Source organism: Cupriavidus sp. 01T418 (assembly GCF_056398885.1).
Genome location: NZ_JBFTQG010000001.1, coordinates 44,426 through 68,305, shown reverse-complemented (window position 1 = coordinate 68,305; position 23,880 = coordinate 44,426). Strand labels below are relative to the sequence as shown.

The 23,880-nt window shown below is 64.6% G+C and carries 20 protein-coding genes and 1 pseudogene; 3 read left to right on the top strand and 18 right to left on the bottom strand.

Translation table 11 applies throughout. The features are described from left to right. Positions 1-66: 66 nt before the first annotated feature. Together AC1DQ3_RS00335 and AC1DQ3_RS00330 are read right to left on the bottom strand one after the other, a co-directional pair. Entirely contained in the window at positions 67-1,512 is a 1,446-nt protein-coding gene (locus AC1DQ3_RS00335) for an amidase (RefSeq protein ID WP_477118485.1), read from the bottom strand. 148 nt (positions 1,513-1,660) lie between these two features. Beyond that, positions 1,661-1,960 carry a hypothetical protein gene (locus AC1DQ3_RS00330; protein ID WP_477118180.1) on the bottom strand — a complete coding sequence of 100 codons (300 nt, stop codon included), beginning with the start codon at positions 1,958-1,960 and terminating at the stop codon, positions 1,661-1,663. Positions 1,961-2,461: 501 nt separating this feature from the next. Here AC1DQ3_RS00330 and AC1DQ3_RS00325 point away from each other — a divergent pair. Further along, positions 2,462-2,890: a VOC family protein gene (locus AC1DQ3_RS00325; protein WP_477118179.1), complete on the top strand. Its 429-nt coding sequence runs from the start codon at positions 2,462-2,464 to the stop codon at positions 2,888-2,890. A 98-nt stretch (positions 2,891-2,988) separates the two neighbouring features. Here the strand turns inward: AC1DQ3_RS00325 and AC1DQ3_RS00320 are convergent, their stop codons facing one another. From AC1DQ3_RS00320 to AC1DQ3_RS00245, 16 genes and pseudogenes are all read right to left on the bottom strand, one after another. Beyond that, positions 2,989-3,069, bottom strand: coding sequence for an IS1096 element passenger TnpR family protein (locus tag AC1DQ3_RS00320; protein WP_477118484.1), 81 nt, complete (start codon positions 3,067-3,069; stop codon positions 2,989-2,991). 146 nt (positions 3,070-3,215) lie between these two features. Then, entirely contained in the window at positions 3,216-4,694 is a 1,479-nt protein-coding gene (locus AC1DQ3_RS00315) for a M81 family metallopeptidase (protein ID WP_477118178.1), read from the bottom strand. Positions 4,695-4,738: 44 nt separating this feature from the next. Continuing rightward, positions 4,739-6,142, bottom strand: a complete 1,404-nt coding sequence (locus tag AC1DQ3_RS00310; RefSeq protein ID WP_477118177.1) for an amidase — start codon at positions 6,140-6,142, stop codon at positions 4,739-4,741. Between the two features lie 25 nt (positions 6,143-6,167). Next, entirely contained in the window at positions 6,168-7,811 is a 1,644-nt protein-coding gene (locus AC1DQ3_RS00305) for an ABC transporter ATP-binding protein (protein ID WP_477118176.1), read from the bottom strand. Between the two features lie 3 nt (positions 7,812-7,814). Next, positions 7,815-8,756 (bottom strand): ABC transporter permease, encoded by a 942-nt coding sequence (locus tag AC1DQ3_RS00300; RefSeq protein ID WP_477118175.1) that lies wholly within the window; start codon positions 8,754-8,756, stop codon positions 7,815-7,817. A gap of 17 nt (positions 8,757-8,773) precedes the next feature. Continuing rightward, a complete protein-coding gene (locus tag AC1DQ3_RS00295) occupies positions 8,774-9,715 on the bottom strand; it encodes an ABC transporter permease (protein ID WP_477118174.1) in 942 nt (313 codons plus the stop codon). A 108-nt stretch (positions 9,716-9,823) separates the two neighbouring features. Next, positions 9,824-11,401 carry an ABC transporter substrate-binding protein gene (locus tag AC1DQ3_RS00290; protein WP_477118173.1) on the bottom strand — a complete coding sequence of 526 codons (1,578 nt, stop codon included), beginning with the start codon at positions 11,399-11,401 and terminating at the stop codon, positions 9,824-9,826. Between the two features lie 27 nt (positions 11,402-11,428). After that, positions 11,429-11,911, bottom strand: a complete 483-nt coding sequence (locus tag AC1DQ3_RS00285; protein ID WP_477118172.1) for a MarR family winged helix-turn-helix transcriptional regulator — start codon at positions 11,909-11,911, stop codon at positions 11,429-11,431. A 351-nt stretch (positions 11,912-12,262) separates the two neighbouring features. Continuing rightward, positions 12,263-12,529: pseudogene (locus tag AC1DQ3_RS00280) on the bottom strand (ProQ/FinO family protein); the annotation flags it as partial. Positions 12,530-12,704: 175 nt separating this feature from the next. Then, the gene (locus AC1DQ3_RS00275) at positions 12,705-13,013 is read right to left on the bottom strand and encodes a hypothetical protein (RefSeq protein WP_477118171.1); all 309 of its coding nucleotides are present in this window, start codon (positions 13,011-13,013) and stop codon (positions 12,705-12,707) included. Positions 13,014-13,066: 53 nt separating this feature from the next. After that, positions 13,067-14,050 carry a Bug family tripartite tricarboxylate transporter substrate binding protein gene (locus AC1DQ3_RS00270; protein ID WP_477118170.1) on the bottom strand — a complete coding sequence of 328 codons (984 nt, stop codon included), beginning with the start codon at positions 14,048-14,050 and terminating at the stop codon, positions 13,067-13,069. 70 nt (positions 14,051-14,120) lie between these two features. Continuing rightward, positions 14,121-15,323 carry a tricarballylate utilization 4Fe-4S protein TcuB gene (gene tcuB, locus AC1DQ3_RS00265; RefSeq protein ID WP_477118169.1) on the bottom strand — a complete coding sequence of 401 codons (1,203 nt, stop codon included), beginning with the start codon at positions 15,321-15,323 and terminating at the stop codon, positions 14,121-14,123. Beyond that, positions 15,310-16,719 carry an FAD-dependent tricarballylate dehydrogenase TcuA gene (gene tcuA, locus AC1DQ3_RS00260; RefSeq protein WP_477118168.1) on the bottom strand — a complete coding sequence of 470 codons (1,410 nt, stop codon included), beginning with the start codon at positions 16,717-16,719 and terminating at the stop codon, positions 15,310-15,312. Before tcuA ends, tcuB begins: the two co-directional genes overlap by 14 nt. A gap of 77 nt (positions 16,720-16,796) precedes the next feature. Further along, the gene (locus tag AC1DQ3_RS00255; RefSeq protein WP_477118167.1) at positions 16,797-17,723 is read right to left on the bottom strand and encodes a LysR family transcriptional regulator; all 927 of its coding nucleotides are present in this window, start codon (positions 17,721-17,723) and stop codon (positions 16,797-16,799) included. A 322-nt stretch (positions 17,724-18,045) separates the two neighbouring features. Then, positions 18,046-19,125: a porin gene (locus AC1DQ3_RS00250; RefSeq protein WP_477118483.1), complete on the bottom strand. Its 1,080-nt coding sequence runs from the start codon at positions 19,123-19,125 to the stop codon at positions 18,046-18,048. 181 nt (positions 19,126-19,306) lie between these two features. Beyond that, complete coding sequence (locus tag AC1DQ3_RS00245; protein WP_477118166.1) at positions 19,307-20,311, bottom strand: tripartite tricarboxylate transporter substrate binding protein; 1,005 nt, start codon at positions 20,309-20,311, stop codon at positions 19,307-19,309. Positions 20,312-20,731: 420 nt separating this feature from the next. On the opposite strand from AC1DQ3_RS00245, the gene AC1DQ3_RS00240 reads away from it, so the two are divergent. Together AC1DQ3_RS00240 and AC1DQ3_RS00235 are read left to right on the top strand one after the other, a co-directional pair. After that, a complete protein-coding gene (locus tag AC1DQ3_RS00240) occupies positions 20,732-22,186 on the top strand; it encodes an aldehyde dehydrogenase family protein (RefSeq protein ID WP_477118165.1) in 1,455 nt (484 codons plus the stop codon). A gap of 148 nt (positions 22,187-22,334) precedes the next feature. Beyond that, on the top strand, positions 22,335-23,876 hold the full coding sequence (locus AC1DQ3_RS00235) for an acetolactate synthase large subunit (protein WP_477118164.1): 1,542 nt from the start codon (positions 22,335-22,337) through the stop codon (positions 23,874-23,876). The last annotated feature ends 4 nt before the right edge of the window (positions 23,877-23,880 follow it).

Sequence of the window (23,880 nt, the reverse complement as noted above, 5' to 3'; positions counted from 1 at the left end):
TTGCCCTCTTCCGCTTGCGGGAGAGGGCGGACACTGGCAGAGCGAGATGTCTCGCCTGCCGGCGCCTCACCCCATCATCGCCCGCGGCAAATGCCTCCCAACCCAATCCCGTTCCTCCTCATAAGCCCGCGCCACGCGCAACACTGAAACATCATCCCGTGGCCTGCCTATCAGCTGCATCCCCATCGGCAACCCCTGCGGCCCGAATCCCACCGGCACGCTAATCGCCGGACATCCCGACAGCGTCCAGGGAAACACCACTTCCATCCAGCGATGATAGGTATCCATGTCGCGGCCGGCGATCTGCTTTGGCCAGGGCTGGCTCACCTCGAACGGAAAGACCTGCGCGGTCGGAACCGCGATGTAGTCGAAGTCCTTGAACACGCCGAGCAGCGCCTGGTGCCACGCGCTGCGTTCCACGCTGGCAGCATAGACATCGCTGGCACTGAGCTTGAGCATGCCCTCGATCTCCCAGATCGCGGTGTCCTTGAGCAGCGCGCGCTTGGCCGGGTCCTGGTAGAAGGCCAGCATGCCGTTCCCCACCAGGAAATGCCGGTGCACCAGCCACGTCTTCCAGAGCCGCTCCGCCGGGAACGGTGGCTTGATCGCTTCCACGCTTACGCCAAACGCCGGGAAGGCCTTGAGCGCGTCCTCGCACAGCGGCAGGATGCCGGCTTCCATCGGCAGGTAGCCGTTCCAGTCGCCCAGCCAAGCCACGCGCTTGCCCTTGAGGTTGGTCTTCATGGCATCGGCCACGTTGGCCGGCGTGAGGGTGGCCAGCACCGGGTCTTGCGCAAGCGCTTGCGGCGCGCGCGGATCGGGCCCGGCTTGCGTGGCCAGCAGCAGTGCCACGTCGGCCACGGTGCGCCCCATCGGCCCTTCGTAGCCGAGTTGCTGGAGAAAGACTTCGGCGGCAGGTCCATAGGGCACGCGCCCGGCGGAGGGCCGCATGCCGTAGACGTTGCAGAAGCCGGCCGGGTTGCGCAGCGAGCCGCCGAAGTCGCTGCCATCGGCTACCGGCAGCATGCGCAGCGAGAGCGCGGCGGCCGCGCCGCCGCTGCTGCCGCCAGCGGTGCGCCCGGCGTCGAACGGATTGCGGGTGGCGCCATAGACCGGGTTGAAGGTTTGCGAGCCCAGCCCGAACTCAGGCGTATTGGTCTTGCCGATCAGCACCGCGCCGGCTGCGCGTGCGCGCTCTACGATGATGGCATCGATCGCCGGCACGTTGTCGCGGAAGATCGGCGAGCCAAAGGTGGTGCGGATGCCGCGCGTGAGCGCCAGGTCCTTGGGCGCCTGCGGCATGCCGTGCATCCAGCCCGCCGAGCGCCCGGCGGCGAGCGCCTGGTCGCAGGTGGTGGCTTCCTGCAGCAGCACCTCGCGCTCGCGCAACGCCACGATCGCATTGGCGCCGGGATTGATCCGCGCGATATGGTCCAGGTAGGCGGCCATCACCTCGCGGCTGGAGAGTTGGCGCGCATGGATGGCGCGCGAGAGTTGCCACGCCGGCATCATGACGATGGGGGGTGGGCCGCTTGCCGCCGTGGCGGAGCCGGATGCGTCCGGTGCGCCGGACGAGGTGCCGCCGTTACCGGCCGGCGCGGCGGTGATATCAGCGTTGCGTGGATTGCCGCTATCGGTGTTGCCAATGGGGTTCATCGTCTCACTCCTCGGTTTCTGTCCATATCCCGCGTCTCTTGTTTTTCTTGCCGCGATGTTGCGCCTGGGTACGTGAGTGTGTCACATCTGCCTGTCCCATCTCCTCGGTGCTGAATGCCGCCACATCGCGGCGTCCGGTCAGCTCGGGCAGCAGCCAGTTCATCAGCCCGGCGATCACGCTATCGCTCAGCGCGGAGGCCCAGGTGCCGGGCACCTGGATCAGGAAGGCGCGTCCGGCCGGCGCGCCTGTACGGAAAGGGTTTGGGCGGCAATTCGGCGGCGGTGGCGGCGATGGCGAGCGCATTTAACATCGCCGCTGCCGCCAGCGCCGTCTTGGCCCTGTGTGTTCTGCAACATGTGGTCCCAGCTACCCATCACGCCATTTTGCATACCGCTGGCCAGCGCGCGAATTCATTAGACCGCCTTGCTGCCTGAGAGGACCGTTCAGTTCGGCCATCTACGGTCGCTCGGCAGCGCTCTCGGACCGACATTCGCGCGTCGGATCTGCCCGTGTGAAGCGACGCGCGCAGGTGATGCCGCGAGCGCTCCCGAATCCACCTGATCGCAGTCCACCGCGCAACGCTTGCTCATCTGCAGGAGGGCAAACGACCCGAAAAGCCCTAGACTTATCCACAACCGGTTCTGCTTAAAACCGGTCGCCACCCCGGGTCAAAATTCAATCGGCGCGGACAGTCGTGCTCGTCAAGCAGGCGGCCATTGCGGCCACCCACCCGATCACATCCCGTACTCGACGAACGGCCATTGCTTCCGAGCCAAACCGCGCATTCTGGACAAAGGAGAAGCCATGGAAGAGATTGCAAATGCCACAGCCTTGTTCATCGCAGGCTTCGGCCCAATTGTTCGTGAAGCGGCGGCAAGCCGCAACCTGTACAGTCAGACCTTCGGTATCCCCTTCAAGGAGGAGAAAGGCGGCTACCTTCATACGGAGGCTCTGAAAGGGGCAAAGAGTTTCGCCCTGTGGCCACTCTCTGAGGCAGCTCAGTCCTGTTACGGCAAGGATTCGTGGCCTGGCGACATTCCTATCCCGCAAGCCTGGATCGAGTTCGACGTTGACAATGTCGAAAAGGCTACGGCGGAGCTTGAATCGCGAGGATATCGAATGCTGGTCAAGAACAAGAAAGAACCATGGGGCCAAACTGTCAGTCGTTTCATCGGGCCGGAAGGGTTATTGGTGGGGATCACCTTTACCCCATGGCTGCGAGAAGAGAAATAGCACTGGCCGCGATCAAGAACGGGAGCACAGCAAGGAAGTGTGGTTCCTGCGCCCGTATGGCCGAGCACTCCCTCATTGGCTTCGCCGTAACGCCTGCCTCAGATCGTGAACTGGTGCAGATGCTCGGCCGTCCAGCCCATGACCACTTGGATGACATTGTGAAGTTGCGCGAGCGTCATGTGCTCGGGAACCCCGGACGCGCCGCCAAACCGGCGGGCTCAGGCCCCGCAGGCTGATTCGCCGTTGAAGGACGGAGATCGCTGGCTGAGGGCCGGGGAGCATGAGCGCATTGTAGGTAGCTCATTGGCCTCTCGCGGCTCTTCATCTACATGTCATCGAGGGGATAGATCGGCCGCCGTATGTTCTCGAAGGTCAGCTTGCCGAAGTCGGAAGTCGTCACGCCGATGCTGTCGCACTCGAAGACATGCGCCGCGAGGTCGCCAAAGCCGGCGCGCCAGTGAACGCGGCTCTTCATCACCAGGAATTTCTTTCGCGCGGGATCGATGCCAAGGGCATGGAAGCAACTGAGGTCGAAGGGCTCCATATGCGAGGAGACCACGATGACCTGGACCGTGCCAGCATCCAGCACCACCGTCTTGCCGGTGCTCACTTCCACCCCCGCGCTCATGGGACCGCTCAGACGGAAGCGTCCATCGCTGATCAGCCGCACGCGTGCGCTCAGCCGGAGGGGTTCATTGCGATCTCCCGTTGCCGGCAAGGCGCAGCGCCCCCCAAGCGCGAGGGAGACCTCATTGCCGATGCCGGCCAGAATGGCTTCTTCGACGGCAATGGGATCGTGAATCGCATAAAAGACGGCGTCCTTGAGTTCCTGCCGCAGAACCTCCCGGAGCACCGCGGTGGTGTCCATGGTGCCGCCCGATGCAACATTGTCGCAGTGGTCCAGCAACACGACCGGACCGCCGTCGGCTGCCTTGGCGCGGGCAACGGTTCCGGCCAGCAGTGCGCCGTGGTAGAGAAAGTCGACGCGCTGGTCCCATGCCTGGTCCAGCAGCGCCTGGCACGCCTGGCTGGCGCCGTCGGCGTCGCCATCGGCGCAGATGACTACGGACAGGCCGGCATTGCGGACATCGGCATGCGGAAAACCAGTGAACAGCGACGCGGCGAGGATGCCGTCCCCGGCCTGTTCGAGTGCGATGCACGATGCCTGCAAAGACCGGTTGGGCTCGGCATGGGTGCCCTGGCGCATCACATGCGGCAGCATGGGCCGGTTGTCCCATGCCAGCACTGGACGGACTTTCCCCTGGATGGCGCGGCACAGCAGTTCCGCGGCACGCTTGCCGGCGGCCGCCATGTCGACGTGCGGGTAGGTGTGGTATCCGGTCAGCACGTTGGCGCGGGCGACCATCTCCGGGTAGAGGTTGGCATGCATGTCGAGCGCGACGCCGATCAGCGTGTCCGGCTGCACCTCCCGCAGGCGCCGCAGCAATTCGCCCTCGCCGTCCTCGAAATCGGGCGTCACCATGGCACCGTGCAGATCCAGCAGGATGCCGTCGAACGCCTGGCTGGCCGCCGCCTGCACGATCATCCCGCAGATGCGCTCGTAGGCCTGCGGATCCACCGGCCCGCTTGGCGACGCCTCTGCCACCACCGGCACCACCATCTGGGCGCCATGGCGTTGCGCCACTTCGATGAATCCGCCGAGCGCGGTGCCCGTGCCGCGCCGCGCGGCGATCGCCTCGGCGCCGCTGAGGATCGCGCCTTCGCGGAAAAAGCGCTGGAACGGCGTGGGAACCGGTGAAAAGGTATTGGTCTCGTGTTTGAACGAGGCAAGCAGCAGCCGCATCGTTTCTCCTTCTGTTGAGATGGATTTAGCGTCAGGCGACGCGCTCAGGCAACCGCCTGCGGCGGTTGCGGCCAGGATCGTTGCGCGGGACGCATGGTTTCCCAGGCCTTGGCCATCTGCAGCACGCCGAGATCGTCGAAACGCCGCCCGGCAATCTGCAGCCCGATAGGCATGCCGTCAGACGAGTATCCGCAATTGACCGATGCTGCCGGCTGCTCGGAGAAGTTGTAAACGATGGTGAAGCTGGCCTGATGAATCGGTTCCACGCCCTCGTACTCCACGTGCGTCTGCTCCGCCCCGAACGCGGGCTGCGGAAAAACGGGGGAAAGCACATAGTCGAAATCGCGCGTGGCGGCGACGGTCTCGGCGCGCAGCGCCATCCCCTGGGCATGCGCGCGGTACAACTGCTCCGCGGTGACGCCCTCGCTGCGTTGCACCGCCCATTGGATGGCGGGAGAGGCCTTGCTGCGCCGTTCCTCGGGCAGCGAAGCAAGGTCCATGCGCGTGCGCATGGACCAGAAACTGCTGATGCCTTCCAGCATGCCCGGCTCGATCCAGGGCCGGATGGGTTCGACGATCGCACCCGCCGCTTCGAATGCCCTGGCGGCTTGCTCCACCGCGGCGCGTACCTCTGGATCGACCCGGATCCCGCTGTCGAGCTCGAGCCACAGGCCAAGGCGCAGACCCTGGAGCTTGCGGTCCAGCCGATTCCACTCAATGGGCTGGTAGGGCAGGCTCATGTGATCCCGCGCATCGGGCAACGACAGGACGCGCATCAGCAACGCGGCGTCCGCCACGGTACGGGCCATCGGGCCGGCGACGCGCGCCGGGTATGGCGGATCGATCGGAATACGGCCAAGGCTCGGCTTGAGTCCAAAGATGCCACAGAAGCCGGCCGGCCCACGGACCGAACCGCCGATGTCCGTGCCCACATGCAACGGGCCATAGCCGGCCGCCGCCGCCGCCCCGGCGCCCGAACTGGATCCGCCCGGATTGCGGCCCAGGTTCCATGGGTTGCGCGTCAGCGGGTGGAAGCTGGACATGGCGGCGCCAAGCATGCCAAGGTCCGGCATCGTGGTCTTGCAGATGAACACTGCACCGGCTTCGCGCAGGCGCGCGGCCACGGGAGCGTCCTTGACCGCGGGCACCAGCTCGGTCGCGGCGCAGCCCAACGGCACCGGGACACCCTGCGTGGCAATGTTCTCCTTGATTGTCACCGGCACGCCGTCGAGCGGGCCCTGCGGCGCACCGCGCTGCCAGCGCGCCTCGGACTCGCGGGCCATCGCGAGCGCGCCCTCGGTGTCTAGCGCATAGGACGCCTGGATGTGCGGCTCCCAGGCTTCCATGCGCGCCAGCACAGCTCGCGTCACGGCCACAGGCGATAGCGCCTTGCTGGCGTACAGGTCGAGCAGCGTCGTGGCGCTCAGTTCATGGAGGTCAGTCGTCATGGTTCCATCCTTAGGTGAGGGTGATTCAACCGGCACCGAATGCGTAGCCCTGGCCGGGGGCGGCGGCGAGCAAGGCTTGCGTGTACGGCTGGCTGGGCGAAAGAAAGACTTCCCGGGCGCTGCCTTGCTCGACGATGCGCCCGTGCTGCATCACGATCACGCTATCGCAGATCTGGCTGGCGACGCGCAGGTCATGGGTAATGAAGAGAATGCCCAGGTCCAGGCGCTGCTGGATCTCGTCGAGCAGCGCAATGATCTGCGCCTGCACGGAGACGTCGAGCGCCGAGACGGCCTCGTCAGCGATCAGCACTTTCGGTTCGCAGGCGAGCGCGCGAGCGATGCAGATCCGTTGCCGCTGGCCGCCCGAGAACTCGCTGGGATAGCGCTGCAGCGCATCGGGCTTCAGGCGCACCAGATGCATGAGCTCCTCCGCACGGGCCCAGGCCTCGCGCGGAGGGACGCCGAAGTTCAGCGGTCCTTCGACTATCGATGCACCCACTGTGCGTCGAGGGTTCAGCGACCGATAGGGATCCTGGAACACCACCTGCACCGAGCGCCGGAAGTCGGATACCTCGCGCCTTGCCGCCTTGGCCATGGATCGGCCCTGTGCCCATATCTCGCCGGCGGACGGTTCGATCAGACGCGCGATGCAGCGTGCGACCGTCGATTTGCCGGAGCCCGATTCGCCCACGATGCCGACCGTCTCGCCAGGATGGATCGACAGCGCGACATCTTGCACTGCCTGTACCACCCGGTGCCTGCCCAGCCAGCCTTTGCTGACATAGGCCTTGGCCAGCCCGCGCGCATCGAGCAGGGGCGGTGCCGGCTTGAGCGCCGGCCGGTTGGCGGGCCGCAACGACGGCACGGCGGACAGCAGCATTCTGGTATAGGCTTCGCGCGGGCTGCGCAGTACTTCTTCCTTCGGGCCCTGTTCGATCATCTCTCCCAACTGGAGCACCGCGACCTCGTCCGCGATCTCGGCGACCACGCCGAAATCGTGGGTGATGAACAGCACGCCGGTGCCGCTCTCGGCCTGCAATTCGCGAATCAGCTTCAGGATCTCGGCTTGCGTCGTCACGTCGAGCGCGGTGGTCGGCTCGTCGCAGATCAGCAGCGCCGGTCTGAGAATCATCGCGATCGCGATCACGATGCGTTGACGCTGTCCGCCGGACAACTGGTGCGGATAGGCGCCATAGATCCGCTCCGGCTCGGGCAGCCGCGTGCGCCCAAAGATCTCCAGGACGCGTGCCCGGCGCTCGGCAGGCGTGAGATCGGTGTGCTCGGCGAGGATCTCGTCCACCTGCGCGCCGCAGGTCATCACCGGGTTGAGCGCGGTCATTGGCTCCTGGAACACCATTGCCATGGCGACCCCGCGCAGCGCGCGCATGCGCCGCGGGTCGGCCTCCAACAGGTTTTCGCCGAGCAGCTCGATACTGCCGCCGCCCGGCTTGAGCGCGGGTGGCAGCAGCCCCATCACGGCATGGGCAATCACCGATTTTCCGGACCCGGATTCGCCAAGCAGGCACATGATGCGGCCCGGCGCCACCTCAAAGCTGATATGCCGCACCGCCTGTGGCCGGTCGCCGCCGGCGGGCAGCCCGATGGAGAGGTCTCGTACCACCAGCACCGGTGCGGTGGCCGCGCCTGCCGTTTGGTCTCTGGTCTGCATGGCTCATCTCCCGCGTTTGCTGAATTTAGGGTCGAGGGTGTCGCGCAGTCCGTCGCCGAGCATATTGACGGCAAGCACGCATATCGCGAGGAAGAGGCCCGGGAGCAATACCGTATGGGGAAAGCTGTTGAACTGCGACCGTCCTTCGGACATGACGTTGCCCCAGGTCGGGATCTCCGGCGGCAGCCCGATGCCCAGGAACGACATGCCTGCCTCCACCAGCATCGCCGCTGCGCAAACGTACGTGCCCTGCACGATCAGCGGTGCGATGGCGTTGGGCAGGATGTGGCGGAACATCAGTGCTGGCAGGGTGCTATCGAGCGCGATGGCGGCCTCCACATACGGTTCTTCCCGCACCGTCAGCACCACCGAGCGCACCAGCCGCGCGACGCGGGGAATCTCGGGAACCGTGATGGCAAAGATCACCGTCATCAGGCTTGGCCGCCATAAGGCCACCAGCACGATGGCGAACAGGATGCCTGGAATGGCCATGATGCCGTCCATCACACGCATCACGACGCCGTCGATACGCCTGAAGTAGCCCGAAAGCGCCCCCACCACGAGTCCCAGGCAAAGCGAGAGCGCCGCCACGACACCGCCGACGGCCAATGACACGCGGGTTCCATAAAGGACGCGGCTCCAGATGTCCCGGCCCAGGCTGTCGGTGCCGAACAGGAACCAGCGCTGGATCGGTTCCTCCCCGGAAAGGCTCATGAACTCGCTGTGCGCGAGCGGCGTCAGGTTGGCGGCGGCCGGGTCCATGGCCGTGGGATCGATCGTGTAGAGCCAGGGCGCGCCTGTCGCGAGGATCAGCAGCAGGATCAAGGCGCCGCAGCCAAGGCGCACGCTGGTGTCGCGCCATGCCAGGCGCCACAAGGACGGGCGGCGCGCGGGCACCTGTACCGGCAGGGCCTGCGGCTGGCTCGAAAGCAGATTGGAAGACATGTCGGCGTCTCGATGGTTCAGTAGCGGATGCGTGGATCGAAGAACACGTAGCTGAGATCGACCAGGAGATTGACCAGCACGTAGACGAAGGAGAAGAACAGCGTCACGCCCTGAATCACCGGGTAGTCGCGCGAAAGGATTGCCTCCACGGTCAGCGCTCCGAGGCCGGGGATGGCGAACACCGTTTCGGTGATGACCACGCCGCCGACAAGCAGCGCGATGCCCAGGCCGATCACCGTGACAATGGGGACCGCCGCATTGGACAAGGCGTGCCGGATCAGCACGCGATATTCGGGGATGCCCTTGGCGCGGGCCGTGCGCACGTGGTCCTCGGTCAGCGCCTCGGCAACCGCGGCGCGCGTGACCCGCGCGATCAGGGCGATGTAGACGATAGACAGCGTGATGGCTGGCGCTACCAGTTGCCGCAGCCAGTCACCAAGCCCCTCCGAGACGCGGATGTATCCCTGCACGGGCAGCCAGCCGAGCTTGAGCGCGAAGAGCCAGATCATCAGATACCCGACCACGAACACGGGAATCGAGAAGCCGAGGACCGAGAAGCTCATCAGGCACCGGTCCAGCAGGCCCCCGTGGCGCCACGCGGCGAGCACGCCGAGCGGCACCGAGATCAGCACCGCCAGCACGATCGTCACGCCCGCGAGCGAGACGGTTGGCTCCAGGCGCTGCAGGATCAGCTCGCCAACACCACGCTTCAGGTAGAACGACTCGCCAAGGTTGCCTTGTGCAAGCTGTGCCGCCCAGGCGCGGAACTGGTGGGCAAGCGACTGATCCAGCCCGAGCTGCAGCCGGACGCGCGCGATATCTGCCGCGCTGCCGGCGTCGCCGACGATCACCGCCGCAGGATCTCCCGGCGTCAGTCTCAGCATCAGGAAGACAATGAGCGCCACGATCGCGAGGACGGGCAAGGTCGCGAGCATGCGACGCAACACAAAGGAAGCCATGGTCGACTCAGATTGTTGCGCTTTGCCGCGCCCACGGGGCCGGGCGCGGCAAAGCGGGGCGGATTGAAGGGAATCGCGCGTACGTGGCGCGGTGTCCGGAAATGCGGTTCAGTGCTTGCGGATGTTCCAGTACACGAACGCCGGTGCCGGCACGACGCCGTCCACGACGCCCTTACGCACGGCCGTCGTCAGGTAGCCCAGGCCGATCGGCGCCATGAGGCCAGTTTCATAGACGCGCAATTGGATCGCTTCGGCCAGGCGCTTGCGCTCCGCCGGATCGGGGGTCGCCGAGAACGCCGACTTCAGCGCCTCCAGCTTGTCGTCCGTCGCCCAGCCAAACCAGCCTTTCTCCCCGGTTCCCGTCAGGAAGGACATGAACATCGGGTTGAGTAGCGTGGCATCCGGCCACACGCTGATAAAGGCATTCCATCCGCCTTTGTCTGCCGGATCCTTCTTCGCCCGACGCGTGATCAGCGTGGACCAATCCATGGTCTGGAGGTCGACGTTGAAACCGGCCTGCTTCAGCAACTGGGCGTAGACGACCGGGTACTTGTTGAGCGAGGCAAGGTCGGAAGGGTGGAGCAGCACCACCGGCTTGCCGTTGTAACCGGCTTCCTTGAGCAACTGTCTCGCTTTCTCGAACTGCGGCTTGCCGGTAAAGTCGCCGGCGTTCTGGCTTGCGTACAACGTGCCGCAGGGGTAAACGGAGATACAGGTGCTGTAGAGTTCGCGATGCAGCCTCTGTGCGCGCATCATCGCTTCCTGGTTGATGGCGAGGAGCGCAGCCCGCGCGATACGCGGATCATTGAATGGTGCGACGAGATGGTTCAGGTGCAGGGTCGCCATGCCGCCCGTCATCTTCAGTAGCTCCACCGCTGGACTCTTCTTCAGCGCGTCGTATTGCCCGGACGGCAACAGTTCGACCATGTCCACCTCGCCGTTCAGCAGCGCGTTGACCTGCGTTTGCTCGTCTTTGAGAATGACCCATTCGACGCGGTCCACATAGACCCGCTTGCCACCCGCCGTGCCCGACGGCGGCTCCTGCCGCGGCTGATATCGCGGGTTCCTGGCATAGACCACTTTCTCGCCGGGACGGAACTCGTCCTTCTTGAAGATGAAGGGACCGGACCCGGTGTAGTCGTCGATCTGTTTGTCGGCCGGCGTATCGGCTACGCGCTTGGGCATGACAAACGGCGCACTGGTGTTCGGCTTGGCCAGGGCATCCAGCACCAGTGGGAACGGCTGGCGGAAGACAAGCCGGAACCCGTTGGGAGGCACGGCCTCGATCGTTTCCAGCGCGGCGAACATCCGCTGGCCGAGCGGATCGCGCTTGGCCCATCGCGAGAGGGAGGCAACCACGTCATCACCTGTTACCGGCTTGCCGTCGTGAAACGCCAGGCCCGGGCGGAGCGTGAACGTCCAGGCCAGGTCGTCTTTGCTGACCGTGAACTTATCCACCATCTGCGGCTGTACCTTGCCTTGCGCATCCAGGCCGAACAGCGTGTCGTAGATCATGTAGCCATGGTTCTGCGAAATGGTGGCGGTGGTCCAGATCGGGTCGAGTACCTTGAGATCCGAGGTCGGCACCGCGCGCAATGTCTTGACCGGCTCCTGCGCGACTGCCGTGCCCGCAGCGGCGGCGATCAGTGCAGCCGCTGCGAATTCCCTCAACGATGGATAGAACATGGATACCCCTCCTGGGGATTGACGAATCTATGCGGCCCGCCTCGGCTTGGCGCTGCCGGCGCTCTTCGCGTGGCGTTCGAGCGCGTCCGTCAGCTTGTCGATGCAGCGGTTAAAGGTCTTGAGCTCCGACTCGGTCAGGGTGGCAAGGAAAGTCTCTTCGAGCGTGTTGCCGCGCTCGTAGGTCCGCTTCACCATGCTTTTGCCCTCGGGGCTCAGGAACAGATTGATCTGCCGGGCATCGAGTTCGCCAATCTGGCGGTACAGGAACCCCTGCTTGACAAGGGCGCTTACGATCTTTGACACCAACGTCTTTTCGAGCAAGGACAACTCGATAAGGCGGCTCAGTGTCAGCCCTGGTTCCAAGGCAACCAGGCGCAGCACGCGCAAATCCCGCACCGTGACGCCAAACTCTTTTTCGTAGTACTTGGATCCCGTCGCTTTGCTCAACTCGCTCAACCGGTCCAACCGGAACGACAGGTACTCGAGGATGGGATGGTCAGAGGACGACATGGCGGGATAAGGAATAAGTAGATATCGACAATAGATTCTGTACGCATTTGTTGATGGATGCAACTAAGTACAAACGCTGAGCGGGGGGCGGGAACAACTTCCGAACTCCAGCGTCCAGGTGCATGTGAGACGCGTAGGGCAAGGCCTGGAGCAGGAAGCGCAGGGCGCGACGATGGTGGCTGCGGTGGTATCCGCGGCAGCTCAACAGGGAGCATTCCAGTTGTCGAGGGATGCGATGCCGGATCGCGCTTGGTCGGCGCACGATACTCGCGCAGGTGCGCGTCCCCCAAGTCAGTTGGGTTTCGGCGCAGTCGCTGGCCGAGATAACGCGTGCGCCGCACGACGGTCCTACAGTTGCTGCGCCCGGTTCGCATCGGCCAGTGCAACGTGTCCCGCCGCCCGCCTCGCCAGATCCACGCGCGGGGCACCTTTCACCAGGCAGGGCCGGTAGCGAGTGCCGCGGCACCAGGTCCGGATCGCGTCGCGCAATACCGGCTCCGTCAGGCCAAGGTCCTGCACGTGCGGGACGAGGTCCTCGAAGATGCCGATCTTGAGCGGCACCTTGGGCGCAGGATTCTTCGCAGAGGTCTGCAGGAAGCACTTTTGCAGCTTCGCGATGGCCTGCATTCGCCGACGGCAGTGCGAGGAAGCTCCGCGCCACCGGATCGCGACACGTTAGCCAGTCATACCTCTCCGGCCGCGGCACCCTCACAAATCATCCGTTTCCGTGCCCAGGGTATGGAATCGACTTATCGGTGGCGGCATGTTCTCCACTACCCTTTAGGGAGACCATTCAGTATTGACGGGGCTGCAACGCACTCCGATCATCCTTCTCGCCCACTGCTTCCCCACCCATCCAGACGTCCGCAACACTCAGGTAGCGGCCTTTCGCATCAATCTCTCCTGTGAACCGCATAGAAGTCGTCAGAAGCGAGAGACCTGAAACGCGTTCACCGGTCCACGGCGAATTGCGGACCGGGCGGTCTACGCCCTTCGCGTGGTACACGCGCCCCATGTTGCCGTTCGTCTGCCGCACGGCGGCGCCGAGCGTGACGGCGACTTCCAGCGTCGGGCAGGCGCTTTGGGCGACGTACTGCGTCATCGGATGCGCAGCGTCGTTCGGGGCCGTGGCGCGGCCGAATCACCACGACGCAATCAGTCGGCGGTCGCCCCGGCCACCTTTGCCACCTGGGTCCAACGCTCCGTCTCCTTGCGAATGAACTCGGCGAGTTGCGCAGGAGTCATGTCGCCAGCCGTCACGCCCTGCTCTTCGAAGCGCTTCAGCACGTCCGCTTGCTTCAGGGCCTTCGACAGCTCCGCGCCCAGCCGCTGCGCCACCGCGGCAGGCGTGCCCCGGGGCGCCATCAGTGCGTACCAGGTGGTCACCTCGTAGCCTTTGATGCCGCTTTCGTCCAGCGTTGGCACGCCGGGATAGGCGGAGGAACGCTTCGCCGTGGTGATCGCCAGCGCCTTGACCTTGCCCGAGCGGACGTGCGGGGCGGCCGACGGACTGGTCTCCACCGCCATCTGGATCTGCCCGGCGATCAGGTCGGTCATCATCGGCGCGCCGCCCTTGTACGGGACATGAACGATATCGGTGCCCGTCATCGACCGGAACAGTTCGCCCGAAAGATGCTCCGTGCTGCCGGGCCCGGCCGATCCGTAGTTCACCTTGCCCGGATGCGACTTGATATAGGCGATCAGTTCCGCCACCGACCTGACCGGCATCGACGGGCTCACCAGCAGCACGTTGGGTGTCAGCGCCACCAGACCGACGGGCACCAGGTCCCGCGTGAACTCGTACGGCAGCTTCTTGTAGATGCCGGGCGCCATGGTGTGCGCCACGGTGGCCAGCAGCAGCGTGTAGCCGTCCGGCGTGGCGCGCGCCACATTGCCCGCCCCGAGAGTACCGCCGGCGCCCGGGCGATTGTCCACCACCACCGGCTGGTGCAACGACTCGCCCATCTTCATGCCGATGGTGCGGGCGATGATGTCGGTGGTGCCGCCGGAAGCAAACGGTACCACGAGGGTGATGGGCTTCTCCGGCCAGTCTTGCGCGGCGGCTGGGGCGATGCCACCGAGTGCGAGGCTCGCGCCCACCAGGCAGGCAATGGCGGTGCGACGGGTGATGTCGGTCATGGAACGGTCTCCTTGGGGATCGATGATTTTTATCGACGTTGCGGGGCTGCGGGCCCGGTGCTTCGGTGCTTCAGTCGGAACCGAGCTGCAACGCGTTGGGCTGGCGCTTCTCGATGGCGGACTTCAACAGGGCCGCGCAACGGTAGATGCCGTGGGCGAACTTGCCGAACGGCAGCGTGGCGAACAGCGCCATCACCACGCCGAGGTGGACGGCCAGCAGGATGGCCATGGCTCCCGTATCGCGGCCGGCCAGCAAGCCAAGACCGGTCACCGCGGTGAGCAGCAGCAGCGCGATAAACCCACGATCCATGGGACGCTGCGCAGGATCGCCCCGCCTGGGATCGCGCCGAAGGTTCAGCCACAGCAGGCCGGCCGGACCGGCCAGAAGCGCGATGCCGCCGGCCGTGCCGAGGAGCACCGGCAGACTCGTCACCGGATATGGCGCGTGCAACCCCATCAGGTAGTGGTACAGCGTCGCCACGCCGGTGGAAGCGAAGCAGGCCATGAAGCCGTAGAACGTCAGATGATGGAAGCGGCGACGCGCCAGCGTGAAGCGGTCGTCCTGCTCGTTGCATCCCTGGCCGTGACCGCCGTCGAGGTAGGTGAGCGTGAGCGCGTCACGCGCGGCCTCTCTCAAGGCTGGCGGCGTGGCACGGCCGGGCGACACGTCGCGCCAGAACGTCCGTACGCCGATACCCAGCGACAGCACCGCGAAGCCGAACACTGCTCCGAACATGGCAGCCATCATGTTGTGCGGGAAAATCGCGTAGAAATTGCCTGCCAGTGGCGCATGCCACAAGGTGCCCTGCCGGGATATGGCCAGCAACAGGAACAGTGACAGGCCAAACGCAAGGGCCAGCGCTACGGTGAGTCCATTGCGGTGGTACAGCGCCCCCAGCGGTGCCGGCCACGCATACTCGGCATATGTCTCGCCGCGTACCCGGGCCATGGCCTGCGGTACATTCACCGCGAATTCGTGCGGCGGCGCGTACTGGCAGGCGTGGTAGCAGGCGCCGCAGTTGTGGCACAGGTTGGCCAGGTAGTTCACGTCTGCCTTGCCGAAGGACAGCCGCCGCGTCATTGCCGGGAACACCGCGCAGAAGCCCTCGCAGTAGCGGCAGGCATTGCAGATCTGCATCTGGCGGGCCACCTCGGCCTCGTTGCCGGTCAGCGGCAACACTCCAATGGGAATGGTTCTGCGACTGTCCGATGGCCGGACATCGCCCGCGGCCGTTTCACCGGCCTCGCGCACCAGGGCTTCAAGCTGCTTCACGTTGCGCTCCTTTCGATTGTGCGGCCGCGCGTGCGGCCCGGGTGCCGGCAATGCGGCCGAACGCTGTGCCGATCGACATGCCGACGCCCGCCGTATAGCCCTTGCCCAGCACGTTGCCGGCCATCATCTCGCCGGCAACGAACAGGTTGTCGCTGGGCTGTCCGCCGAAATGCACGGCGGAGTTCTCGTCGACCTTGAGGCCGAGGTAGGTAAAGGTGATGCCGGGACGCAGCGCGTAGCCGTAGAAAGGCGCGGTGTCGATAGGACGCGCCCAGTGCGTTTTTGGCGGCGTCAGCCCATCGGTGCGGCAGTCGTCAAGAGTCGTGTGATCGAACGTGCCCGTGCGGCAAGCGGCGTTGTAGTCGGTCACGCTCTTCACGAACGCCTGCTCGGCCAGGCCCAGTTTGCGCGCCAGTTCGGGCAACGTATCGGCCACCGTGCCGGGGAAGACGGGCGGCATGAAGCGCCCGATCGCCTTGGCGTCAATGATGGAGTAGGCGATCTGGCCAGGCTGCTGGGCGACCAGGCGACCCCAGATGGCGTAACGCTTCGGCCAGAAGTCCTCGCCCTCGTCGTAGAAGCGTTCCGCCTCGCGGTTGACCACGACGCCGAGCGACACGCAATCGATGCGCGTGCAGATGCCGCCGTCATAGACCGGCGCGCGTGCGTCGATGGCCACGCAGTGCGATTGCGAGGGATCGCCGATGGCGTCCGCCCCCGCCTCGATCATGTACTTTAGCAACACGCCCATGTTGAAGCGGGTGCCGCGGATCAGGAAGTTGTCGGCCGGCCATTCGCCGCGGTCGTTGCGGCCCCATGCTTCACGCAGCCATTCGCGGTTCGATTCGAAGCCGCCCGCAGCCAACACGCAGGCGCGGGCCTCGAAGCGCTGCGCGCCGCTGCGCGCGGCCACGAAGCGGCTGCCGTCCAGTTCGATCGAATCGACCGGCGTTTCGTAGCGGACCTCCACGCCGAGGGCTTCGGCGCTGCGGTAGTAGGCATTCACCAGCGCCTTGCCACCGCCCATGAAAAACGCATTGGTGCGTGCCACGTGCAGCGCCCCGGATAGTGGCGGCTGGAAATGCACGCCATGGCGGCGCATCCAGGGGCGGCACGTCGAAGACGCGCGGATCACCAGGCGCGCCAGCGCCTCATTGGTGATGCCACCGGTGACCTTGAGCAGGTCTTGCCAGTACTCCTCCTCCGGGTAGCTGTCGACCAGCACGTCCTGCGGCGCATCGTGCATGCAGCGGAGGTTCCGGGTGTGCTGGGAATTGCCGCCGCGCCAGGCCTTGGGGGCAGCTTCCAGCAACAGCACGCTGGCGCCCGCCTCGCGCGCCATGAGCGCGGCGCACAGCGCCGCGTTGCCGCCCCCGACTATGAGTACGTCCCACATGAGTACAGTCTCCCTTGTTGGGCGCGACTATACTGAGCGGGGCTGACGCCCGCCAGACGGGAACCGGCAACGGGTGTTTACGAATCCTGAAGGGTCGCCCCCGGCCATCGGCCGGCCCGCACCAGCTCACGCGTAACGGAAGCCAGCGTGCCGCGCGCAGCCAGGCCGGCCGGCGACAGCTCGTCGTCCGACAGGCTGGCCAGCAGGTTGGGGCGACGGGCCCCGGCGTCCGAGATGGCGATCATGGCCAGCGGCTCCCCGCCGATGCGCGCGACTGCCGCGCCCGGCTGCACCGTCGCCCCAAGGCCGGCGCGCACGGCATCCATCAGCATCGCCAGCCCGTCGATCTCGGCCACGACGTTCGGCTGGTAACGGCCTCTGGCAAACGCCACGTCGAGCACGGACCGCAGCCCGTGCGGGCTGCTCGGCAGGATCAATGGCAAGTCGCGCAACTGTGCCAGCCTCACGGTCTTGGCCATGGGCAATGCGGGCATGTCACGTCGGGCGATGAGGAAGAGGCGCTCCGTGAGCAGGGGCGCCAGGCTCCAGCGATGGTGGCCGTCCGCGTGGAACAGGACAGCCAGGTCGAGCTGGCGGGTATCGATCATGGTCGCCAAGTTGCCCGACAGGCTTTCCACCAGATGGAGCCGTATATCGGGATATCGCTCCCGCATGGCCCGCATGAACGGCAGGCCCAGCACCGAGATCGTACTGGGCGCCATGCCGACGCTCACGTGGCCGGACAATCTCGCAAGCTGGGCGGCACGGACGGCGTCGTCAGCATGACGGATCGCCAGTTGCGCCTGCCGCCAGAATGCCGCGCCAGCATCTGTGGGCACCACGCCGGCTGACGTGCGCTGCAACAGGCGCGTGGAAAGCTCTCCTTCCAGACGGCTGATTTGCTGGCTGAGCGCCGACGTGCCTACGCCCAGCTTCTGCGCTGCCTTTCCCATGCTGCCAAGTTCGACGACCTGCAGGAAATACCGCAACTGCCGGAGCTCCATTAGCTTCCCTCCCTAAGAACCAAGCGTAAGACTCCCCATTAGTGTAATGGGTGTCTGCCTGCCAGGGGATTCAAGGGGCCGCTCCGCTGAGTATTGCCGGACAACACAGCAGCGCGGATGACCGTTGGTCTTTCGAAAGCGGCCATTGAAGTCGCTGGGATCCAGTGGCAGGCTTCGGGTCGGAAGCAGTCATCGCACTTTTCCGAGCGCTCTTGAAGGCCAGGGTTGGCAGAAAAGGGGGGATAGCTGCTTCCTACACTAGCATGTTCAAGAAATCGGCGTATCTGCCCCGACCTCGTTGGTCCCATCAAACCCTTGACGCCTAGAACTTGTGACGGATGCCGACTGCTACGCCCAGCATTTGATTCTTGTCGTTGCCAAGGAAATAGCCGTTCGCAAAGCTGATCGCGGCGCTGTCCATGTTCAGCGCCGCATTCCGAGTGTACGCGGCGGTAAGATAGGCATCGGTCCGCTTCGAAAAGCTGTAGTCCGCAATCAACAAGACCTGCCACGGATTGGGAGCGTTCGCGCCCGCTACGCTTTTGGCGTCGTCGTAATAGTAGGCCACTGTTAGCGCAAGTGCAGGCGTGGCCTGATAGTTGAGGCCAAGCCAGTAATAGTCGTCGCGCAACAGCGTGGCGCTGTTCGGGCCCGTGCTTTTGCCCCAGCGATATCCGGCCATCACCTTGGCGGTGCCGATCGTGTAGCTGGCTGCCGCGGCAGCCTTCCTGACCGTTCCCGTATCGCCCGCCGCAGTGAGCGTCGGGGCGTACTGGTCGTACGCGGCCGTGACCCCAAAAGAACCTGTGCCGTAGACCAGACCGGCGCCATAGCCGGAGTCCCGCCGGAACTGTCCCGGCACTTCGCCGCCTCCTGCAACACCATTGCCGAAGGTCCAGTGAGTGATTGCAGTGAGACCGCCGAACTGGCCTGTGTACTTGGCCACATTGTCGGACCGGAAGTTCAGGCCCGTGGCCAATATCAGTGGTTCATACTGTAGCCCGAATCCTGTCGGCGAGAAGTTGGTGAGGGCATCGAAGAGGGACGTGTACTGCCGCCCGAACGTGAACTTTCCAGCGACCGCATGTTCGACCCCGACAAACGCTTGACGGCCGAAGAGACGTCCTCCCTGCTGCATCTTGCCGTCGTCGACCCCGAAGCCGCTTTCCATCACGAATAGCGCCTTGAGTCCATCGCCAAGCTCCTCCGATCCTCTCAGGCCCCAACGCGAGCCGGACAGCCCGCCCGAGTTCATGCGCACCACGTCCTTGCCTGGGCCAAGTGCGAAACCATTCGCCGCATTGGGCGTCACCGTCGACATGTTCGTCACGTACTCGACGTTGGTGTCCAGCACGCCATAGAGCGTCACGTTGGTCTGCGCCTGCGCTACGCAGGCGGCCATCGCCAGCGGCGTGGCCACGATCCAGGCGCTCCCCTTATTGCGCGGCTTGAACGGTTCACGCGATTCGGTCGACTGCATTCATCTCCTCCTTACGATGTAGAAATATCTCAACTGCAAACCAAGGATGGTTTGAGTGGACACCCGCAAATGGCTCTTATGGGGTGTCGCCAGATCGCTTCACTTACTCGACGACGATCTTGCGGTCCTTGATGAGCGTCGACAGCCGCTTGCTCTCGTCGGCCAGCAATTCCCGGAATGCTGTCTGGTCCATCGCCACCGATTCGGCGCCGAGTTGTCCGAACCGCTGCTTGAGCGTCGGTGATGCCAGGACCTTCTTCAGCGCGGCCGAGAACCGCTCTGTAATGTTGGCCGGGACCTTGTTCGGCGCCCAGGCGCCGAACCAGATGTCCAGGCTTGCATTTCGAATGCCCAGTTCCGCGTAGCTAGGCGCATCCGGGAAGAAGACCGACTTCCTTTCACTGGCAACAGCCAGCAGCTTGACCTTGCCGCTCTTGATATGCGGGAAGCCGATACCGGGATCGAAGACGACGTCGGCCTGGCCGGCCATCACGTCTTGCAGGGCGGGCGCGGAGCCTTTGTAAGGTACGTGCGTAATGGAGGTGCCGTTGCTCTGGTTGAACAACTCCGCGGCGAGATGCGGTGCCGTACCTGTGCCGGACGACGCGATGGTCAGCTTGCCGGGCTGAGCCTTGGCCGACGCGATGAACTGTTTTACGTCCTTGGCTTCCAGCGTGGGGCGGGCAACGAGATACATCTGGGCGCGTCCGACCGCCATCACCGGAGTGAGGTCGCGAGAGGGCAGCAGATTGGACTTGAACAGATAGGGGTTGGCAGTTTCAACCGAGGTTGGCGCGATGAGAAACGTGTAGCCGTCGGGCGACGCCCTGACCACCTCTCCAACCGCTATGTTGCCGCTGGCACCGGGCTTGTTGTCGACGATCACGGTCTGTCCCAGCGCTTCGGTGAGCAACTGTCCGATCGCGCGCGCCATAACGTCCGTCCCGCCACCCGGGGCGAAACCCACCACCAGGCGAATGGGCTTCGACGGCCACGGCGCGGTCTGGCTTGCCGCTGGAAAGGCTGCACCAGCCAGCATCACGGCCGCAAGAGCCATCGCCGAGCGGCGTGACAGGGAATGAACGATGGGATTGGACTTGGGATTCATGGGTGTGTCTCCTCGTGAGGGAATGGGTGGGCGCGTCATCGATGCACTGCTGGCGTCGCCCGTCCGAGTCTGAGTTGCGTTCAGCGCTTGTTCGTCTCCCCGCCGAAGCCAGGAAAGGACAAGTCACCGAAACATAGACTGCCGCGATGGTGTTGTAAATAGGGTATATCGGTTATCTGTAAGATAATTTCGCGCGGCACCCTCGAAGGGCCGGTCTGATCATTATGGCTAAAAATGCCTTATAATTATCATAATAGCTCCGGAAATTATCCTATGGATAATTATGTAACCCTATTTACAAAGTCGCGGCAATGTTCTACCTTTCGATCAACAGCAGTTTCCTGGCACCGTTCTGCGCTGCATCGCGCAGCAGCCGTCCCAAAGCCGCTTCTGTTCCGCAACCGAGGATTGAGAGACAACGTGCTTGATAAAAGACTTTTTTATATCGATGGGAAGTGGGTCACACCTGAGACGGCCCGCGAGCTGGTGGTGATCAATCCCTCGACCGAACAGCCCTGCGCTGTCATTTCCATCGGCGATGTGGCCGACACCGACCGCGCAGTGAACGCTGCGCGGCAGGCGTTCGGGATCTGGTCCCGGACCAGCCCCGCCGAACGCCTCCGGCTGGTCGAGCGACTTCTTGAAATCTACGAACGACGCGCCCCCGAGATGGCGCTGGCGATCAGTCTGGAGATGGGCGCGCCGATCGACATGGCGCTCTCCGATCACGTTGGCGCCGGCGCTTACCACACCCGGACCTTCATCACGGCGTTTCGCGAGTTTTCGTTCGAGCGGCCGCTCGGCCCACATGCGCCCGGAGATCGCATCCTCATGGAGCCGATCGGCGTGGCGGGCTTGATCACGCCGTGGAACTGGCCCATGAATCAGGTAGCGCTCAAGGTGGTGCCGGCATTGCTGGCGGGATGCACGACGGTGCTGAAGCCCTCGGAAATCGCGCCGCTTTCGTCGATGCTCTTTGCCGAGTACATCGATGAAGCGGGTTTCCCGAAGGGCGTCTTCAATCTCGTCAACGGTGACGGCGCCGGGGTCGGCACGCGTCTGTGTTCTCATCCCGATGTCGACATGATCAGCTTTACGGGCTCCACGCGCGCGGGCATCGCCATCTCCAAGTCAGCCGCCGATACGCTCAAGCGCGTGGTGCTTGAGCTTGGTGGCAAGGGGGCAAACCTCATATTCGCGGACGCGGATGCCAACGCGGTGAAGCGCGGCGTGCTTCATTGCTTCAAGAACACCGGGCAAAGCTGCAACGCACCCACGCGCATGCTGGTCGAGCGCGCCATCTATGAGCGGGTGGTCGAAGAGGTCCGGGTGATCGCGGAGGGCGTTGCAGTCGATGCGGCGCACGCGGCTGGCAAGCATATCGGTCCGCTCGCCTCGGATGCGCAGTTCCAGAGGGTCCAGGAAATGATCGAGAAAGGCATCGGCGAGGGGGCGCGTCTCATCGCCGGCGGCCTCGGCCGCCCGAGCGGACATGAGACCGGCTACTTCGTCCGGCCGACCGTATTCGCAGATGTAAACAACCAGATGGCCCTCGCTCGCGAGGAGATTTTCGGACCGGTGCTCTCGATCATGCCGTTCGACAGTGAGGAAGAGGCGATCGCCATCGCAAACGACACGCCTTATGGGCTTGCAAACTACGTGCAGTCGACCGATGGCGAGAAGCGCAACCGTGTGGCTGGCCGGCTGCGATCCGGCATGGTCGAGATGAACGGCAAGCCTCGCGCTCCGGGATCGCCTTTTGGCGGCATCAAGGCATCCGGCCGGGCCCGCGAAGGCGGTGTTTGGGGCATCGAAGAGTTTCTCGAGGTCAAAGCGGTGTCGGGTTGGGCCGATCGGCCGGACGCACCGCAGTAGAGCAGGCCCCCGAGGCCACGGCGGCCCCCACAATTGAATGACATGGATCTGACGTGAGGGATATGCCCCAAAGCGATACCCGGAGTTGTTCCGTGTACTCGCCTTGTCGCCACCCGATCCGCAGATTGTTGAACCGGAGAAGTACAGAATGAACGGCGCTGAAAGTCTAGTCACTACCCTGCTGGAGTCGGGCATCGATACCTGCTTCGCCAATCCTGGAACCAGTGAGATGCACTTTGTCGCGGCCCTGGACCAGATTCCCGGCATGCGCTGCGTGCTGGGTCTTCAGGAAAACGTCGTCACCGGCATGGCCGATGGCTACTATCGCATGGCCCGCAAACCCGCCAGCACGCTGTTGCATTGCGCGCCGGGACTCGCGAATGGCTGGGCCAACCTGCATAACGCGCGGCGGGCGAACAGCGGGATCGTGAATATCGTGGGCGACCAGGCAACCTATCACCAACCCTACGACGCACCGCTCACTGCCGACACGGCTGGTCTCGCCGGCGCCGTTTCCGCGTGGGTACGCACCACCCGGCAAGCGGCTGATGTCGGGCGCGACGCCGCCGCCGCAGTGTCCGCAGCCCGTACCGCTCCTGGCCAGATTGCCACGCTGATCCTGCCCTCAGACACTTCCTGGGACGCGGGTGGCGCGGCCGCCCACGCGCTGCCAGTGCCCGCGGCGCCGCCAATCGATCCGTTCGCCGTCGACAACGCAGCGCGCATACTGCGTCAGAACAAGAACGTACTGATTCTTCTCGGCGGAGGCGCCGCGCTTCCCAAAGCCCAGGTCCTCGCCTGGCGCATTGCCAGCGCAACCGGCGCGACCTTGAGGTACGAATACGTCATCGGACGGGTCGCGCGTGGACGCGGTCGTCTTCCAATTGAACGGGTGCCGTACAGCACCGATCAAGCGATCAAGGTGCTGGCGTCGTTTCAGCACATCATCCTGGTCAATGCGAAGCCGCCAGTCGGGTTTTTCGCTTATCCCGGGAAGCCCTCCATCCAGCATTCGGCCAGCGCGCAGTTGCACTATCTGTCGCGGGTCGATCAAGACCCCGAAGCCGCGCTGCTGGCCCTGGCCGAAGCCCTGAATGCCCCGGTCGTCGATATGCCGGGTTGCGGGCCATGCCCCGAGGCAGGTAGCGGCGTGCCGACGCCCGAAGGCCTGGCTCAGACACTGGCGGCCTTGATGCCGGAGAACGCCATCATCTCGGATGAAAGCATCTCTTTTGGCCGTGGCTTCTACCGGTTCACGCATGGCGCGGCACCGCATGACTGGCTGCCACTGACCGGCGGCGCCATTGGCGACGGCCTTCCCGTAGCAACCGGCGCCGCTGTGGCCTGTGGCCGGTCCAGGCGCGTGATCAGTCTGCAAGCAGACGGCTCGGCCATGTACTCGCTGCAATCCTTGTGGACCCAAGGTCGCGAGAAGCTTCCTTGCACGACGATCCTGCTCAGTAACCGCAAGTACAACATTCTGATTGGTGAATACGAGAACGTTGGCGCCGTCCCCGGGCCAACGGCCATGGGCATGCTCGATTTGTCGAATCCGGATCTCGACTGGGTCAAGCTTGCAAATGGCATGGGCGTGGAGGCGGCGCGCGCCACGACGCTGGAGGGATGCGCCGACCTGATGAAGCAGAGCTTTCGTCAGGATGGCCCGTTCCTGATCGAATTGCTGATCTGACAGG